This window comes from Nostoc sp. (assembly GCF_036919615.1).
Classification (GTDB): Bacteria; Cyanobacteriota; Cyanobacteriia; order Cyanobacteriales; family Nostocaceae; genus Nostoc.
On sequence record NZ_JBALCN010000079.1, the window covers coordinates 1 to 16,235 of the forward strand.

15 protein-coding genes and 1 pseudogene are annotated in these 16,235 nt (G+C 42.2%); 6 read left to right on the forward strand and 10 right to left on the reverse strand.

Annotated features, from left to right (window positions below; translation table 11 throughout):
- Positions 1-403 precede the first annotated feature (403 nt).
- Positions 404-3,623: pseudogene (locus V7K48_RS22245) on the reverse strand (leucine-rich repeat domain-containing protein).
- A gap of 123 nt (positions 3,624-3,746) precedes the next feature.
- On the opposite strand from V7K48_RS22245, the gene V7K48_RS22250 reads away from it, so the two are divergent.
- A complete protein-coding gene (locus V7K48_RS22250; RefSeq protein ID WP_335075413.1) occupies positions 3,747-3,986 on the forward strand; it encodes a hypothetical protein in 240 nt (79 codons plus the stop codon).
- A gap of 15 nt (positions 3,987-4,001) precedes the next feature.
- Here the strand turns inward: V7K48_RS22250 and xseB are convergent, their stop codons facing one another.
- Together xseB and xseA are read right to left on the reverse strand one after the other, a co-directional pair.
- Positions 4,002-4,229, reverse strand: coding sequence for an exodeoxyribonuclease VII small subunit (gene xseB / locus V7K48_RS22255; RefSeq protein ID WP_334873835.1), 228 nt, complete (start codon positions 4,227-4,229; stop codon positions 4,002-4,004).
- Between the two features lie 35 nt (positions 4,230-4,264).
- Positions 4,265-5,497, reverse strand: a complete 1,233-nt coding sequence (gene xseA, locus V7K48_RS22260) for an exodeoxyribonuclease VII large subunit (RefSeq protein WP_335075415.1) — start codon at positions 5,495-5,497, stop codon at positions 4,265-4,267.
- 157 nt (positions 5,498-5,654) lie between these two features.
- Here xseA and V7K48_RS22265 point away from each other — a divergent pair, with 157 nt between their 5' ends.
- Complete coding sequence (locus tag V7K48_RS22265; RefSeq protein ID WP_335075417.1) at positions 5,655-5,897, forward strand: helix-turn-helix domain-containing protein; 243 nt, start codon at positions 5,655-5,657, stop codon at positions 5,895-5,897.
- Between the two features lie 50 nt (positions 5,898-5,947).
- Positions 5,948-6,934 (forward strand): DNA-methyltransferase, encoded by a 987-nt coding sequence (locus tag V7K48_RS22270; protein WP_335075419.1) that lies wholly within the window; start codon positions 5,948-5,950, stop codon positions 6,932-6,934.
- Between the two features lie 18 nt (positions 6,935-6,952).
- Here the strand turns inward: V7K48_RS22270 and V7K48_RS22275 are convergent, their stop codons facing one another.
- On the reverse strand, positions 6,953-7,546 hold the full coding sequence (locus tag V7K48_RS22275; protein ID WP_335075421.1) for a restriction endonuclease: 594 nt from the start codon (positions 7,544-7,546) through the stop codon (positions 6,953-6,955).
- A 363-nt stretch (positions 7,547-7,909) separates the two neighbouring features.
- Between V7K48_RS22275 and recA the strand changes: the two genes are divergently transcribed.
- Positions 7,910-8,989 (forward strand): recombinase RecA, encoded by a 1,080-nt coding sequence (gene recA / locus V7K48_RS22280; protein WP_298904194.1) that lies wholly within the window; start codon positions 7,910-7,912, stop codon positions 8,987-8,989.
- Between the two features lie 445 nt (positions 8,990-9,434).
- On the opposite strand, the gene V7K48_RS22285 is transcribed toward recA, so the two are convergent.
- The 6 genes from V7K48_RS22285 to V7K48_RS22310 all read right to left on the reverse strand — a co-directional run bounded on the left by V7K48_RS22285 (position 9,435) and on the right by V7K48_RS22310 (position 15,435).
- Positions 9,435-10,169, reverse strand: a complete 735-nt coding sequence (locus V7K48_RS22285; RefSeq protein WP_335075435.1) for an FHA domain-containing protein — start codon at positions 10,167-10,169, stop codon at positions 9,435-9,437.
- A gap of 1,082 nt (positions 10,170-11,251) precedes the next feature.
- Positions 11,252-12,856, reverse strand: coding sequence for a serine/threonine-protein kinase (locus tag V7K48_RS22290; RefSeq protein WP_335075424.1), 1,605 nt, complete (start codon positions 12,854-12,856; stop codon positions 11,252-11,254).
- Between the two features lie 433 nt (positions 12,857-13,289).
- Positions 13,290-14,120 (reverse strand): phytoene/squalene synthase family protein, encoded by an 831-nt coding sequence (locus tag V7K48_RS22295; RefSeq protein WP_334976919.1) that lies wholly within the window; start codon positions 14,118-14,120, stop codon positions 13,290-13,292.
- Between the two features lie 532 nt (positions 14,121-14,652).
- Complete coding sequence (locus tag V7K48_RS22300) at positions 14,653-14,919, reverse strand: hypothetical protein (protein WP_335075437.1); 267 nt, start codon at positions 14,917-14,919, stop codon at positions 14,653-14,655.
- Between the two features lie 10 nt (positions 14,920-14,929).
- Positions 14,930-15,091 carry a hypothetical protein gene (locus V7K48_RS22305; RefSeq protein ID WP_335075426.1) on the reverse strand — a complete coding sequence of 54 codons (162 nt, stop codon included), beginning with the start codon at positions 15,089-15,091 and terminating at the stop codon, positions 14,930-14,932.
- A gap of 137 nt (positions 15,092-15,228) precedes the next feature.
- A complete protein-coding gene (locus V7K48_RS22310) occupies positions 15,229-15,435 on the reverse strand; it encodes a hypothetical protein (RefSeq protein WP_335075429.1) in 207 nt (68 codons plus the stop codon).
- Positions 15,436-15,661: 226 nt separating this feature from the next.
- Here V7K48_RS22310 and V7K48_RS22315 point away from each other — a divergent pair, with 226 nt between their 5' ends.
- Entirely contained in the window at positions 15,662-16,021 is a 360-nt protein-coding gene (locus V7K48_RS22315; RefSeq protein WP_335075431.1) for a hypothetical protein, read from the forward strand.
- Positions 16,014-16,193 (forward strand): hypothetical protein, encoded by a 180-nt coding sequence (locus V7K48_RS22320; protein ID WP_335075433.1) that lies wholly within the window; start codon positions 16,014-16,016, stop codon positions 16,191-16,193. Before V7K48_RS22315 ends, V7K48_RS22320 begins: the two co-directional genes overlap by 8 nt.
- Positions 16,194-16,235 lie beyond the last annotated feature (42 nt).

Below are 16,235 nucleotides of genomic sequence, written 5' to 3' on the forward strand. Positions count from 1 at the left end.
TATTTCGGCGAACCCATTTGTTATTTCGGCGAACCCATTTGTTATTTCGGCGAACCCATTTGTTATTTCGGCGAACCCATTTGTTATTTCGGCGAACCCATTTGTTATTTCGGCGATCGCTAGTTCAATTCTCATCAAATGAAAGGCGGGCATCATTTCAAGCCGATCGCCCTTGAAGTTAGCAAAGTCTATTTACCAGAGGGAAGTTTTAGTTCAATGCCTAATTTGCTCCCTATTTCCATAACATTTAAGTTGAATTTGGTTAATGTTGACATAGGTTCTCAGGACTTACGTACTCAAAACCTGAAACCTAGATCCCCCCTAACCCCCCTTAAAAAGGGGGGAACTTTAAAAGCCCCCTTTTTAAGGGGGTTGGGGGATCTCTTGTGCGTAAGTCCTAGTTCTATTTCATTGCCTTTATTGCCTCTTCGACTTTTTCGCAAATTTTCACCCAAGCTTGGTTACGTTCTGCCGGACTTAGAGTGTCGAGGGGTTTATCTGGAGAGTGAGCAGCTTGGTATTCTTGGATGTCGGTTTTTCTGTATGAGCTTGCACTAATTGGAATCCAGATAATGGTTAATCCCTCTTTTTCGGCTGCGTTGAGTAAGGGGGGGAGCTCATGTTTGTCGATGAAATCAGAGGCTATAAAGTTAGGGCTGACTAGCAAGATAGCAACCTTAGCCGTGGCTAATGCTTTTTCAATCTCGGCTTTCCATTTTGCGCCAGGTCTGATTTTGGTGTCATCCCAAACAATGAAACCTTCTGCACGAATATAGGGTTTTAGTTGTTTTTGCAGTTCTATTAAATATTCTGCATCTTGATGACTGTAGCTAATAAATATTTGGTTTCTGATGCTTTCTGACATAATTGGTTCCTTAATAGGGAATGGTTCAATAATTCCTTTGTCTATTTGTTGTCCTTGTCGAGTTCTTATATCTTCATACCCATCAAGTAGTTGACGCAAATCGAGTTTTAATTTTAGTTTGCCGATGGTGATTGTGCTTTCACCCATTGATTCGAGTCCGAGAAGTTCTTGGTAGTCGAGGGGTGGATGTTTGGGGTGATTGGGGACGAGAACCCATTCGGTGATTTCGAGATTGGGAAGACTTTTATGGATTTTTTGGAAGACCATCGCGGAGAATGCCGAGAAATAAGCGGCGGGTTTCTTGGCGTCCGCTAATGGTGATGAAGATTTTTTTGTCTTCGGGATCGGCTTTGATGCGAGCGATGTTGTAGATTTCGTTGTTTTCTTGATATTGCAGCATTACGCCACTGCGCCAATAGATTTGGTTATGAATTTTTTCGTGGGTGATGACGATGAAGCGGGAGATGATGCTTTCGGGGAGAACTTTGTAATGGTATTGAAATTCCAGGGTTTCGTCGTGGAGTTTTGTTTCGTCTGGTTGGTCTTTAGGCAAAAGTCCCGCAATCAGAAATTGTGGTGGCTCACATTCTAGTGCAAAGCAAAGCTCAAATTCTTTCATCAGCCCGATCAGATAACTGTGACGCTTGGTGGGGTATCGCTCTGGATTGAGGATGCGGGTGAGATCGGCGGGGGTGAAAATGCCTTTGGTTTTAGTTTTGAGGTTTTCATCGCTTAGGAGCGCGTAAATACCTTCTGTCACCCAGTTGGGTTTGAGGACGTTGGTATCTTTGAGGATGGGATGATCGCGGAAGTTGAGAACTAAGCCGAGTCGATGCAGCAAGTCGATGAGTTGCTCTTGGTTTTGTTCTTCGGGAATTTTGTTTTCGTAGCAGATGCCGATATAACGATCATAGGTGATGAACTCTTGGGGCATGGATTCGAGTTGTTGTTTAACCTCAAACCATGTCAGGGGTAAAAGGTCGTAGACTTCTTTGAGTTGGCAGACTTCCTGCAAAATGGCAATGCGAAGTTCGTCAATGCCGATATTGTCTTGGCAAGAGGTTTCGATAATCGCTTGGATGTTAGGATATTTTTCGCGTAATGCTTTGCGGTTGATGTCGAGGGGTTGTTCGTCTTTTTTGTTACCAACGATAATCACGGGGGAACGTCCGCCGAAGCTTTCGATTAGTTTCAGCCAATATTCGATGCGGTTTTCTTCTTCGCTGGTGCGACAATTACAAACGAGGAGATAGAGGCTGCGCTTAGTCAGAAAAAACTGATGGGTGGCATGATAAATTTCCTGTCCACCAAAGTCCCAAACATTCAGGCGGATATCTTTGCTATTGACCTGCACGTTCCAAGTTTCGACATTGAGTCCGTCGGTTTGGGGTTGATTTTTATCATATTTATCGCGGATTAGTCGCTTGATGAGGGATGTTTTACCGACGCTGCCTTGTCCGATAAGTAAGAGTTTGGCTTCGTTGAGTGGACGCACTTCACCGCTACGGAGTAATCGCGAGTAATTGAGAATGTCTTTAACTGAACCAACATTATCAGAAGATCCTAAAATCTCTGGTGAAATAGGAAGCGGATTTCTCCGTAAATCTAGTTTTCGTAATTTCGGCAAACTTTCGATCGCCTCTGGAATCTGGGTTATTTTGTTGCTACTGAGGTCAAGCTGCGTCAGATTGGTTAAATTAGCGATCGCCTCTGGAATCTGGGTTATTTTGTTGCTACTGAGGTCAAGCTGCGTCAGATTGGTTAAATTAGCGATCGCCTCTGGAATCTGGGTTATTTGGTTGTAACTGAGGTCAAGCTGCGTCAGATTGATTAATTTAGCGATCACCTCTGGAATCTGGGTTATTTGGTTATTAAAGAGGAAAAGGTGCGTCAGATTGGTTAAATTAGCGATCGCCTCTGGAATCTGGGTTATTTGGTTGCTATAGAGGTGAAGCTGCGTCAGATTGGTTAATTTAGCGATCACCTCTGGAATCTGGGTTATTTGGTTATTAAAGAGGAAAAGGTGCGTCAGATTGGTTAAATTAGCGATCGCCTCTGGAATCTGGGTTATTTTGTTGTAACTGAGGTGAAGCTGCGTCAGATTAGTTAAATTAGCGATCGCCTCTGGAATCTGGGTTATTTGGTTGTCATTGAGGTGAAGCTGCGTCAGATTGGTTAATTTAACGATTGCCTCTGGAATCTGGGTTATTTGGTTGTCATTGAGGTCAAGCTCCCTCAGATTGGTTAATTTCGCGAGCGCCTCTGAAATCTGGGTTATTTGGTTGTTATAAAGGTGAAGCTGCGTCAGATTGGTTAAATTAGCGAGCGCCTCTGGAATCTGGGTTATTTGATTGTCATTGAGGTGAAGCTGCGTCAGATTGGTTAATTTAACGATCGCATCAGGTATTTCAGTTAGCTTTACTCGAATTAAGATAAGTTCTTCTAAATGTAGTATTTGCGTTACCACATCGGGAATGCTCTCTAAAGGATTGCCACTAATATCCAACTTACGCAAATTAGGCAAACCCAATAGTTCGAGTGGAAGCGTTTTTAAATTGTTGCCTGAAACCTTTTGGAGAAGGCGATTTTTTACTGGTTCATAACCTTCAACCTTCTTTCCCAAAATCAAAGATTCAAGCTGCTTTAACTTACCAATTTCTATAGGTAACTCAGTCAACTCCTGCCCCGACAAGTCTAACTCTTGCCAACCCTCAGCCACGGCGCGATCTATCAGTACCAACAATTCATCCTGCGTCATAATTCCAAGGAGAAGGGTAAAAGGAAAGAAGATTGATGAAGATGATCTTAACTGATTAGCGAAAAATGCTAAATTATCACTTATTGGCAATGCCTGCGGCAGGCTACGCCAACGCGCTTTGAAATGATAGGAAAAGCGATCGCGCGAGTGCTAACTTGTCAGTTTGCTGTTTGGGATATTGCGGATTTAGGCGTAGGCGTAGCCCGTCGTAGACATCGCGCCTTGAGATGTGGCAATCGCATATATCTAAATTTGGTTTCTAGCTATCTCTGTTATGATATCTACGATCAATTTTTGGCATTGCTTACAAAATCGAGCGATCGCATCCCTGACAGTACACCAGGGGGCAATCACGCTATTTAACAAATTTGAATATTTTTACTCATCACTCAAAGTTTCAATTAATAAATCTACTTGCTGCTGTCGCTGCTGCAAAAAACTTTCGCACTGACGCAAATACTCTACAGCCTTAGCAAATTGGTCAAAAACCTCTTCCAATTCCAACTCACCCGCCTCAATGCCAGCGATAATTCCCTCTATTTCAATAACCTTCGCCTCATAATTCCAACCTTCCTCAGAATTAGAAGCACTCTTACGTTTAACCATCAACCTCTCTGTGTCCTCTGCGCCTCTGTGGTTCGTTAATCCTTCATTTCCATAACCTTCACTTTAACCCCACCTTGCCCCAACTGAATCAACAAATCATCTCCCACAGCTAACTCAGTTGCAGAACGAGCGATCGCCCCATCTTCCCGCCTCACCACTGCATAACCACGCTGCAACACCGCTTTCGGGTCAAGACTAGCCAACTTCTGCCGCAACAACTCTAAATGCTGCGTTGCTTGCTGCGATCGCCCCGTCGTAATTTGCACCAATTGCTGACGCTTCCAAGCTAGCTTTTGCACCTCTTGCTGCACTTGTCGATCTAACCGCAAACGCCGCAAACGATTTTGTAATACTTGCAGTTTATTTTCAGCAGTTTCCCCAAAGTCATGCACCGCCTCATGTAAAGCTACAACTCGCTGCCGATGCTCAGTATACAACTCTGAAAGTGCTGGCACAACCATTTCCGCCGCCGCAGTGGGTGTATGCACACAAGCATCTGCGACTAAATCTGCTAAAGATTCATCGCGTTGATGACCGATACCAGTAATTACGGGTACAGAACAACTAGCCAGCGATCGCACCACTCGTTCATCATTAAAACAAGCCAACTCTTCAACCGCACCACCACCCCGCGATAAAATTAGCACTTCGGCACGACCATCATTTTCCACCCGATCAATTGCTTTGACGATAGATTCCGCCGCTTGCTCACCCTGTACTGTAGCTGGAGAAAATAAAACGTGTAAACCTGGATACCTTTGCTTGAGAGTTTTTTGAATATCACCCCAAGCAGCAGCAGTGGGTGAAGTGACGACAGCGATCTTTTGGGGGTGGATTGGGAGCGATCGCTTTCTTTGCGCGTCGAACAACCCCTCAGCCAGCAAGCGATTTTTTAGTTGTTGATAGCGCAGCGCCTGTAAACCAACACCAGCAGGTAGAGTCTGCCAAACTGATAACTGATACTCTCCTCGTTGTGGATACAGGCGAATACTGCCCAAAATAATTATCTGCTCACCGGGAACGGGTATCTGGGCGAGTTTTGGCAATTGGCTATTCCATACTACACACTTAATTCCGGCGGTGCGATCGGTATCTTGCAGCGTGAAAAATAAACCACTGCGATGATGGTTAGCACTGGAAACCTCTCCAGTTACCCAAACTTGCCGTAATTGTTCATCTTGCTCTAACAGCAAGCGGATATAGTCAGTTAATCCAGATACTGAAAGCGCAGTATCGAGAATCAGAGAGTCGGGAAGGTCGAAAGTCATCAAAGATGCCTGAAAGCATTTGTGCTGGAGCGATTTTAGCATTTTAATGAAAACAGAAGTTTATGCTAGTAAACACTTTAATCTTTGTGTAGACATCATCATCATTGCGCTTACCGACTAAAATTACTTCTACTAAATCTTGATCAAGAAAATACCTATGACAGACTCTGCTTCTAACAATAGTTCTGAATTAGTCTCTGTAGCTCAAACTGCCAAGTTACTTGGTATAACCCGTCAGCGAGTACACGACTTAATTAAGAATGGTCAAATTATAGCTTGCAAACTTGGGCGTTATTACTACATGGAAATTGCTGAAGTAGAAAGATATAAGAATCAGCCTACTGGAAAACCTTATCAACCCCGTAGTACAACCTCTGAACAAATTTCTATTGACAATTGACAATAGAGTTTGTAAACTCAAACTACAATAAAGTATTAAAGGTTAAATTAATGCTCCCTTTTCAACTGATTGCGACTGATGTTGCAATTCAACAAGGATTGCAACAGGTTTATAAGAGTGAGTATGGAATTCTCTATCAGGGAGATTGTGTTAAACTCCTCTCAGTATTGCCTAATGAGTCTGTGGATCTTGTATTTGCTGACCCACCTTTTAACCTTGGTAAACAATATGGTGAAGGTGTAAGCGATCAGATGGAGGCAGATAAATACTTAATATGGTCGCAACAGTGGCTTAGTGAAAGCATTCGAGTGCTTAAACCAGGTGGAAGTTTATTTGTATTCAACTTGCCCAAATGGTGCATAGAGTATGGTGCATACCTCAATAGACAAGGAATGTGTTTCCGGCATTGGATTGCTTGCAGAATGCCAAAATCTTTTCCAAGAGGTAAGAAGATGTCTCCTGCTCACTACGGACTAATCTACTACACCAAAGGAGAACCAGCAGTCTTCAACAAAGTCTACACACCCATTCAAGTTTGTCGGCATTGCAGTGGAGAAATTCGTGACTATGGTGGGCATCGCAAAAAACTTAATGACAAAGGTATCAACTTAATGGATGTTTGGGATGCGCCAGAAGACGTTTGGGAAGATACTTCTGAAGCCGACTCTACCGAAGTTTTATGGACATTGACAGAGGAAATATGGACTGACATTCCACCAGTTCGGCATCGTCGTCACAAAAAACGAGTTCCTAACGAACTTGCTCCCATTATGCTAGAGCGAATTATTGCAATGGCATCTAATCCAGGACAAATTGTAGTTGATCCCTTTGGAGGCTCTGGCACTACATTTTACGCAGCAGAAAAACTACAACGTTACTGGATTGGCTCAGAAATTGGGGATACACATCCAGCACTAGAACGATTGAGTGATCTGGCTAATGGCATCATGGAACAATGGGAATCGGCAAGGGGAAGTAAGAAATTAAAGCAAAGCAACACAACTGCGTTACAACTTCCAATTCCTTACTCTACATAGTTATGTATGGAGGAAACTTCAGACCAAGGCACGACCATCAGTACCTTTAGTAAGTGTTGGCACATTGCTATCCACCTGATCATGTTCAATTACAAAGATTGCAAGAAAACCCTCTTGGATTTGAACTGCCCGCCAAACATCAAAGTATGGCTCTAACTCTTCGTAGTTACCAATTCGATCCGTCAGGTAAGGGTAAAGTTTCCTGCTAGGGATTACCAAGGCAGCACCTAGAAAAATACCACGTAGTAATCCGAGAATCATTTTATTGACTGCTCGATGGCTTGAGGAAATATTACCAGTTTCCCACTCAAGAGCGAAAAGATAATTGTCAATGACCTTTGTTGCATCAACTTTTCCTGGTGATTTGGTTGCATAGTTAATTCGAGTTTCAAGTCTCCATCCAAACCGATCTCTCAACGCAATCATGCAAGCTTCTTTAATTGGCTTGACACCATTACCATGCTTTGTTGGATTGATTGTAAAGCTGGATGTACCAGGAGGATACACAATAAGAGAGATAGCATCACGAATTTCAGTGCGAATGATCCACCAATCGCTTGATTCTTCAAAACTTCCAACACTGATTAAAGAAACTTCTTGAACAATCTTCATGACTAACTTTCACTTGACTTCGTTAGCACCACCCTAGAAGCTGTGTACATCTTCCCTTTACCCGATGATGCCCCTGTCCTGTCGATGATATGCTGATTTACATTGCCTGTGTTATTTAGATAATCTTTTATTGAAAACCCCTTGCTTACTCAGTCAAAAAAAGCTATCTCTGAATGCAAGTTGGTATCATTGTGCAAGACTACCCTAATCTGGTAGCGATCAAGTTAGGATCTTGTCACACCCTTTTTTTGATTTGAGAAGTCCTATTCCAGAATTTTCTGGTTAAAATAGTATATCTGTTCTACTCAGACTCCCAGAGCAACACTCCTTAAAACCATATATTTAGAGGCATTAGAGGCAGGAATGGCTATCAACACCGATACTTCTGGCAAGCAAAAAGCGCTGACTATGGTGCTCAACCAGATTGAGCGCAGCTTTGGTAAAGGAGCAATCATGCGGCTGGGCGATGCCACCCGGATGCGGGTGGAGACGATTTCCAGCGGAGCGCTCACCCTAGATTTAGCATTGGGTGGTGGTTTACCCAAGGGGCGGGTAATTGAAATTTATGGGCCGGAAAGTTCCGGGAAGACTACAGTAGCGCTACATGCGCTCGCCGAAGTGCAAAGAAATGGCGGTATTGCTGCCTTTGTTGATGCTGAACACGCCCTTGACCCTACTTATGCTGCGGCATTGGGTGTAGATATTGACAATTTGCTGATTTCCCAACCTGACACAGGCGAATCAGCTTTGGAAATTGTCGATCAGCTTGTTCGCTCTGCTGCGGTTGATATTGTAGTCATTGACTCAGTAGCAGCACTGGTTCCCCGCGCTGAAATTGAAGGGGATATGGGTGATATTCACGTTGGTTTGCAGGCGCGGTTGATGAGCCAAGCCCTACGTAAGATTACTGGCAACATTGGTAAATCTGGTTGTACAGTAATTTTCATTAACCAGTTGCGGCAAAAAATCGGTGTTACTTACGGTAGCCCAGAAACTACAACTGGAGGTAACGCATTGAAATTTTACGCTTCGGTGCGCTTGGATATTCGCCGGATTCAAACCTTGAAAAAAGGTACAGATGAATTTGGTAATCGCGTTAAAGTCAAAGTCGCCAAAAATAAAGTAGCGCCGCCCTTCAGAATAGCGGAATTTGACATTATTTTTGGCAAAGGTATTTCTACCTTAGGTTGTATTGTAGACTTGGCAGAAGAAACGGGCGTGCTTGTCCGCAAAGGAGCTTGGTATAGTTACAACGGCGATAATATCTCCCAAGGACGAGACAATGCCATTAAGTATCTAGAAGAAAAGCCTGAATTTGCTGAACAAATTAAGCAACTGGTGCGTGAAAAGCTAGATAAAGGCGCTGTTGTTTCTGCTAACTCTGTAGCTAAAGCCAGTGAAGGAGAGGAAGAGGAAGAAGTCGATTTAGAGCCAGAAGAATAAGGAATGTAGATTTATTCATCTGCAACTTTGAATGGGTAGTGGGTTACAAAGATAGCTAACCCACTTTTTCTAAGGTATAAATGAGTTCCAGCAAGGCTAAGGAAATGATTGCTACTATATGACGAGCAATCATTTTTATGGCGTTTATCATTGGAATCAAGTAAAAATAGGGGTGTATATCTGTGTATTGGTGTCAACTTGAGCCAAAACCCCTTTAAAATCTCGTTTCCAGCCATCTGGCTGGAAATGCAAATCAATTGCGGTGCCGCTAGTCTTGAGGCTCAGCCTCACATTACGCATTTCCAGTCGGAGAATTCTTTTCGAGATAATGTCTGAAGGGTCTATCTAGACAGGCTTTTACGTTAAGTTGATACCAATGACATCTGTGCGCGGCTACGAATTGTGTATACTTCATGCAATTTAAATTGCTATAATGTCCAATTTTTTAGCTGGGATTGTATGGTATTTGTCTGCTAAAAAAGCGGTCTAAAATTTCTGATTTCTGTTCTAAGCTGAAGTTCTCATACCAATGTTCAAACTTCTCAACTAGTGGGGAATTTCTGACAATCTCTAAATTATTATCTGCTTTTTCAAGTAGAGGTTTTTGTGTGTCATGGGAATAAGTAAGTATTCCCGCTTGATTATCATTCTTTCGATGCACAAGCTGCATCAATAACTCTATTGCTACAGTCGGCAAAACACGGCAGGTATAATTCACGAAAAAATCAAAATTCATACTACCTAGACGGATGCGATCGCCATCTTTGAGCTTGATCGGCTGATCAGCGCGATCGCCATTCACAAACGAGCCATTGCTACTGTTGAAATCAATTAAGTAGAAGCCTTGATCATCAATATATTGAATAGCAGCGTGGTGACGAGACATATAACTATCAGCAATGCAAATACCACTGCTGCGATTACGACCTATCGTCCAGATACCTTGTGACTGTCGTAAACTTTGGGTCTGATTGTCGCACAAGTTAGTCATCAAATAAACAGCAGCAGTATCCACTACACCATGTACGTAACATGCCTTCACTCTCGTCAACAACGGTTGAGATAGATTTTCCAACTGAAGAATTTCATCTAGAAGGCTGCTGTGGTGTTCATACAACTTGAGGAATACCTGATATAAAATCAATCGCCGTTCTATTTCCGTTTGTGCAAAGTCAGCCATTATACGTAAACCTTGTACTACCTGATTTCGGTTGTGAATCTTCTGCTTCAGCCTACAATCAGGAATAATTGATTTTTCATTTTCCGCTGCCATCGGAAAACTTGAGTGGCTTAAAAGCGTTTGTTTTACAACTTTTAGGTACGAGATTCTCTGTTGTTTCTAGCCATAAAAAGCATGAAAATCTCTTTAAAAAGTTATTATGATCCTTCATTGTTTATTGTAAATAATTATTTGTTATTTGTAACAGATAAAATTTATGAAGATTTGATTAAGAATTACCAAATGTCTACGTATTTTTGCTAAACAACGAGATATTTCGTAAAGGGGACTCTTGACTGGGGATTAGGGATTGGGGATTAGGGTAGGCAGTCCAAATCGAAAAATTATGATGGTTGCTCATTACCCAATACGCTTGGGTTAAGCTTTTTTCTCTCCCCCTGCTTCCCCTGCTTGCCTCAACAGATTATTTTCCTTAATTGAACTGTATTAGCTCATTACCCACTTGTCAATTTTAAAAAATTCCAAGTATTGAGTACTAAGTATTGAGTCACGGAGCGGCGTCAGTAAAGCAGTGCCAGAACAGGGGTCTCCCCAAGTGGAGCAATTACTGTCCCCCACCAAATTTTTACGTATGGTGGGGGACTCCGACGCTCTCTAGCAGACGCGCAAGGGACGAATACTCGCTTTGTGGTAGCGGTACGCCGCGACCAATTAACATTTGCCAGAGCGATAGCGATCGCTCAACCCAACTATTATATCTACTTGGTCTATTCTGAATAAATCTGAGTTGTTATCAAGAGTAATCAGGGCTGATTTTTCCAGCTAGCGAAAAAATATAAGCCTTGTGCTCCTTATAAAATAAATGTTTTAAAATTGTTAAGAAAAATGTAACTAATGGATAGTTTAAAAAGCAGGGAGGCTATTTTCCTAATCTAAATTATCGGTTTTAATAAAAAGGATTCATCCGTAAAGATAGTCTAAAATCTAATATCCAAATTAAGTCACCCAATTTAAAATTATGCCACTTCGTTCAACTCTGGCAACCAGAGCAAGTAAGTGGCTCCCAAATTTAAACTTTCAACTTACAACAAGCCTCGTTTACCATTGGGGCGGACAGTCATCCAATTTGTTTTTGCTAGTGTTAGCTGCTCATCAGAAACTTTGGCACTGGTGAGATTAGCACCACACAGATTAGCTCCTCGGAGGTTAGCATTACTGAGATAAGCATTGCTGAGGTCTGCGCCTCGCAAATCTGCCCCTTCTAAATCAGCATGGTTAAAGTATGCTTTGCTCAAATTAGCATCCTTGAGATTTGCTCGAGTTAGACTGGCTCTGCCAAAGTCACTATTTTGGAGATTAGCCCCCTGGAGATTGGTTTTTTGCAATTGAGCGGAATGGAAATTTGTTTGGGATAAGTCAGCACCTTGCAGATTCAGCAAACTTAAATTATGTAGGGCAAAATCTCGTCTTCCCTTCAGATAGGCTGTTAATAAACCTTGGGTATCTAACTTACGCTCAACTTTAGAATTTTGAACTTGCAAAGCATTGCTGTTGCTATTAGCTAAAGTCGTTGATTTGGCCATCCCAGAACCCTGGTGTAATCCAGCCGCTTCCGCTGCCTTGGCTCTTCTAGCACGAATTGCTGCCGCTACCTGTGCCACTCCTGCACTGCTAACAGCAGCAGAAGAGTTGTTACACAAAACAGCAGAATTTTCTAGGTGGTTGTGTGTTCGCTCTTTAGATCCACTATCAGATTTAATCAGTAAACCCTTTGCTAAACTATCTAAGTATGGCTCTATTTCCAATGCTCTGAGAACTTCTGCAGCTGACTGATAGCGATTACGTACAGACACCTCTAACATTTTTCGCAATACATTGCTCAAGTGGTCACTCACTTGCACAAGCTGCTCCCACATCATCTCGCCGGTGTTGGGATTGTAATCTAAATCTTTAGGAGTTTTGCTAGTCAGTAAATAAATACATGTTACCCCTAATGCATAGATATCACTGGCGTAGACTGGACGCATAGCCATTTGCTCTGGAGGTGCAAAACCAGGAGTACCAATGGCATATGCAGTTAATGCTGTTTGTCCCGATTGACTCGTCGCACCTTGAGTGACTTGGTCTTTGACGGCACCAAAGTCGATGAGTACCATTCTGGCATCTTGAGTGCGGCGAATTAAGTTGGCTGGCTTGATATCACGGTGAATCACCTTTTGCTGATGGATGTATTGCAGTAGTGGTAGAATCTCGCTCAAAAATTGCTTGACTCCAGTTTCGCTCAAGATGCCGTTAAGTTTCACCTCCTCCTGTAAGGTATCACCACTGATATATTCTTGAACTAAGTAGAATTGCTCATGATCTTCAAAATAGTCTAACAATCTTGGTACTTGGGGATGATTGCCAATCTTACCTAGAGTTTTGGCTTCTCGCTCGAAGAGTTCTCTGGCCATCTGTAAAACGTGTGGGGTGCTTCCTGATGGGCGTAATTGCTTGATTACGCAACTCGGTTCTCCTGGTAAGCCTTGATCATAGGCTAAGAAGGTTGCTCCAAAGCCACCCTGACCTAATGGTTTGATCACCTGATAGCGCGAGCGCAACAGTAGTTGCGAGCCACAAGACTGACACCTTTGGTTACTTACCAAATTTTCTGGATTGGGACAGGTAGGATTTAAGCAGTAGCTCATGCACTGTCAACTCGCTGCACGAATAATCACGGGGAGTGTTATACTCCCTTTCAATTATTTAGATATTAATCAACTATTACCAGGTAATTTTTGCTGGAGATCCTTTAAAGAGTTTTTAAAGTTTACCTAAGATTACGTAAAGCGATCGCCTCAGTAAGATTATTTATTATACTTACACCTACAACTAGTGTTTGAGCTACTTTTTTATTTATAGGTAGTATTGTTTGACATTGCTGGAACAGCCTTCAGCCAGAGACTTTGAATCCAAAATCCAGCTTGTGCTGTCAGCACACTTTTGGTGCAACCCAAAATCCAAAATTGGTATTAGAAGTATTGGAGGGCAGTGCCTATCCTACAGAAAATCACTGTAGGATTTTGGATGCCCAAATTTGGAGGCAATTTAGAATCATCTCCATTAGTCGTTAAGAGACTATTAGCTGGCTTTCATGTTCACACTAATCAGCTGTTCGATAAGTGCAAAAACATCACTGCGGCTGAGTTTCTCTTTACCATTAGCAAGGGCGTCAAGAGTGCCATTAGCCAAGGTTAAGGGAATTTGGCAAAAATCTAAGGCGGGTCCGGTAGGAAGGTCTTTAGTGTAAGCTTCTGCCAGGGCTAGATTGCGCCGGGCATACTCTTGCATATTTTCTGCACTCCAACCCTCTGGGAAAAAGTCTACCCCACGCCCTAAATCGTCAGTATGGTTACGCAGGATGTTAACTGCTTGTAAACCCCGACCAAACCCAATTGCCTGGGTACGGTTAGTTTGCGTTCCATCGTACCAAGTCCATAAGTCCGATAGTAACAATCCCACTGCACCTGCAACCCCAAAGGTATAACGATCCAAATCAGATTCTGTGTAAATTTTCCAGTTTCTTTCTGCCCAGTAAGCCATCCGGTCTGCCATTGCAGCAGTAGCATCCCAAATTCGAGGTGCAATGGTCTCTGGTGCTAGCAGTGACCATTCTCTAATCCTCACAGTGACTTCTTCTAAGGTATTCTCATACCCACTAAATCCTGCAAAGAAAGCATCTACCGCGAAGCCATCAACTCCTGCCTGTAATGTCAGGCTAATCGTTTTTAACAGCTTTGCTTTAGTAGCGTTATCTAATTCAGGATGATCTTCAATTTCATCAATGGCACGCATACACAAATATGCTGATGCTACTGCTTCTTGCAATCCTGGCGGTAAAAGACTAATTGGGATATAAAAAGTTCGACTAGTTTCTTTGAGGATTTGCAATGCATCTCTACGTAAATTCATGTTTTCACTCCCCACTTGATTTTTGCACCACATGAAGTTTGCAGTTTTTTGATGATACTGGATATAGTTTTGACTAAACTTTAAAAACTATAGACCATAAGATACGCTAGTATTTCATCTAAAAATTAATAGTTTTTGGTATTGCAATTAACAAAACTCTCAAATTTATCAAAGTCTAATCTAGTATAGAGGTTTTTGGCTGCAAAAATGCGTCAGGTGGCGTTTAATATAGCTTTCCTAAACTTTTAGTTTACATATAAAGAATTATGGTAATATTTGGTTGATTACCGCAAAATTTTTCTCTGAGCAAACATCCATTTTCGGGATTTAAAAGTGTTTTAAGTCTGCGTTAATCTGACTAACAAAGTGTAATTATTGTATATATAAAGACAATTCAGTCAAAGCTGACAACGGATAACAGTAACTGTACGCACCTTTAGATGCCAACGGCGGCTTGCCAAAGAGTTAGGGTAAGTTAAATTGGACATAAAGGGCTGTGATGCCTTGTTGGGCTACGCCTATGCTTACTCGGTTACAGTGGCAGCCTCCTTGCTGTTGAAGGTGACATAAAGTGACCATAACCCAGAACAAGAAGTTCCCGTATATTTACGAGATTGACAATAAAACAGTGGGCTGTTTGCCCACTCAACAAAACATGCCCATTAATCGCTGGGCCGTTGATTAACTTTCTCTGCGTATCAAACCGCGAACCGTGACACAGATAATCCCAGGTCTTTTCTGAGGAATTCCAGGCGACGATACAGTTAAGGTGAGTACAGATTGCAGAATGTTTGTGCAGTGTGCCGTTTTCATCTAGGTAAGCTGCGACTTTGTAAAATCAAGTCAGTTAAGATTATCCGCACGATCATGATGTGGGTCATTCCTATGCCTGTATCACTGGTGACGATGTAGACATTTTCCTGATCAAAGGGATTTTTGCTAATATAGGCAATACCATCATCAGAATTCATTACCTGACCCGATCAACGAAATAAAACCTCCTGTGTCATCGAGAAACGTTCTTGTGTCCACGTTTGGGTTTAGAGCAAAAAGATAGCCTTGAGTCGCTCAAAGTCGCAGTTGATATTTTCTTGGGTAGCGATCGCCTCTATAGCTCTATAATATTAATCGCTGTTGTATAACTTTGAGCAACAAGTTTTGCGCCCTCTTGACCATGTATTTGCTCCAGTTCGTGGTAACCATAAGTCAGCATATTCGATAGGTGTGCCGTTGTTCTTGCCGTTTGACCGCCATCAATGAGGCGCTCATCTAGTACGACTACTGACTTCCTTCGCGGGTTAACATATAAGCCCACATTCCGCACTTCATCGTGTAATACACGAAGATTTCCAACATCTGGCTAAACGCTACAAGGGTTGGGGTTGGGGGTTAGGTTTGAGAGAAAGTCGCACACAGCGTTATTTATATTGGCTATGGAGGGTCTAGGAATGCCAGAGCCTGGTAAATTGGTATCTGTAATTAATTATTTATTAATAGTGACATTGCTAGCTTCTTGCAGTGGTAAAACGTCCGCAGAAGATATGGAAAAAGAAACACAAAGTGTATCTTCTTGGGTAGCAACAGCTAATATGGTTGGTGATGCTTGGATACGTGGTGCTGTGCCAAATAAATATGCTGAACAAACATTGAAAAAAGCCCAGGAAGAACTGCGAAAAGAAAAAGAGAAAATAGACGAAATAAAGTTATCTAAAGATGTAAGTGAGCATGACAAATCAGTACTATTAACTGAAGTTTTGCAGTTAGCAAATAATACAGAGGAAATGTCCAGGGCTGTGGCACAAAAAAATCATTCAGTAGTACGGCAAAAACTTGGAGAATTAGCAGCAGAAAAGCGATCGCTAAACAAGCTAAGAAAAGTTGCCGGGCAAACCAATGAATAAAATTTTTGAAATCGCTCTTGGTATTGTTACCAGTATCGGCGGCTTTCTGGATGTAGGTGCGATCGCTACTGCTGCCGAAGCTGGATCTATTTACAGCTTCCAACTAATCTGGGCGATTGTCTTAGAGGCTATTTATAAAGTAAATCTAAAGGTGGCTAACCAAATGAAATGATAACGCTAGGATACTTTTGAGATAGTGTATTTACGTAGCGTT

Excerpts from the sequence above, each read along its gene's own strand:
- V7K48_RS22270 (WP_335075419.1), top strand. The coding sequence starts at position 5,948 with ATGCTCCCTTTTCAACTGATTGCGACTGATGTTGCAATTCAACAAGGA.
- xseB (WP_334873835.1), bottom strand. The coding sequence starts at position 4,229 with ATGGTTAAACGTAAGAGTGCTTCTAATTCTGAGGAAGGTTGGAATTAT.
- V7K48_RS22285 (WP_335075435.1), bottom strand. The coding sequence starts at position 10,169 with ATGGCTGACTTTGCACAAACGGAAATAGAACGGCGATTGATTTTATAT.
- V7K48_RS22275 (WP_335075421.1), bottom strand. The coding sequence starts at position 7,546 with ATGAAGATTGTTCAAGAAGTTTCTTTAATCAGTGTTGGAAGTTTTGAA.
- V7K48_RS22320 (WP_335075433.1), top strand. The coding sequence starts at position 16,014 with ATGAATAAAATTTTTGAAATCGCTCTTGGTATTGTTACCAGTATCGGC.
- V7K48_RS22295 (WP_334976919.1), bottom strand. The coding sequence starts at position 14,120 with ATGAATTTACGTAGAGATGCATTGCAAATCCTCAAAGAAACTAGTCGA.
- V7K48_RS22265 (WP_335075417.1), top strand. The coding sequence starts at position 5,655 with ATGACAGACTCTGCTTCTAACAATAGTTCTGAATTAGTCTCTGTAGCT.
- V7K48_RS22315 (WP_335075431.1), top strand. The coding sequence starts at position 15,662 with ATGGAAAAAGAAACACAAAGTGTATCTTCTTGGGTAGCAACAGCTAAT.
- V7K48_RS22305 (WP_335075426.1), bottom strand. The coding sequence starts at position 15,091 with ATGAATTCTGATGATGGTATTGCCTATATTAGCAAAAATCCCTTTGAT.
- V7K48_RS22290 (WP_335075424.1), bottom strand. The coding sequence starts at position 12,856 with ATGAGCTACTGCTTAAATCCTACCTGTCCCAATCCAGAAAATTTGGTA.
- xseA (WP_335075415.1), bottom strand. The coding sequence starts at position 5,497 with ATGACTTTCGACCTTCCCGACTCTCTGATTCTCGATACTGCGCTTTCA.
- recA (WP_298904194.1), top strand. The coding sequence starts at position 7,910 with ATGGCTATCAACACCGATACTTCTGGCAAGCAAAAAGCGCTGACTATG.
- V7K48_RS22250 (WP_335075413.1), top strand. The coding sequence starts at position 3,747 with ATGATAGGAAAAGCGATCGCGCGAGTGCTAACTTGTCAGTTTGCTGTT.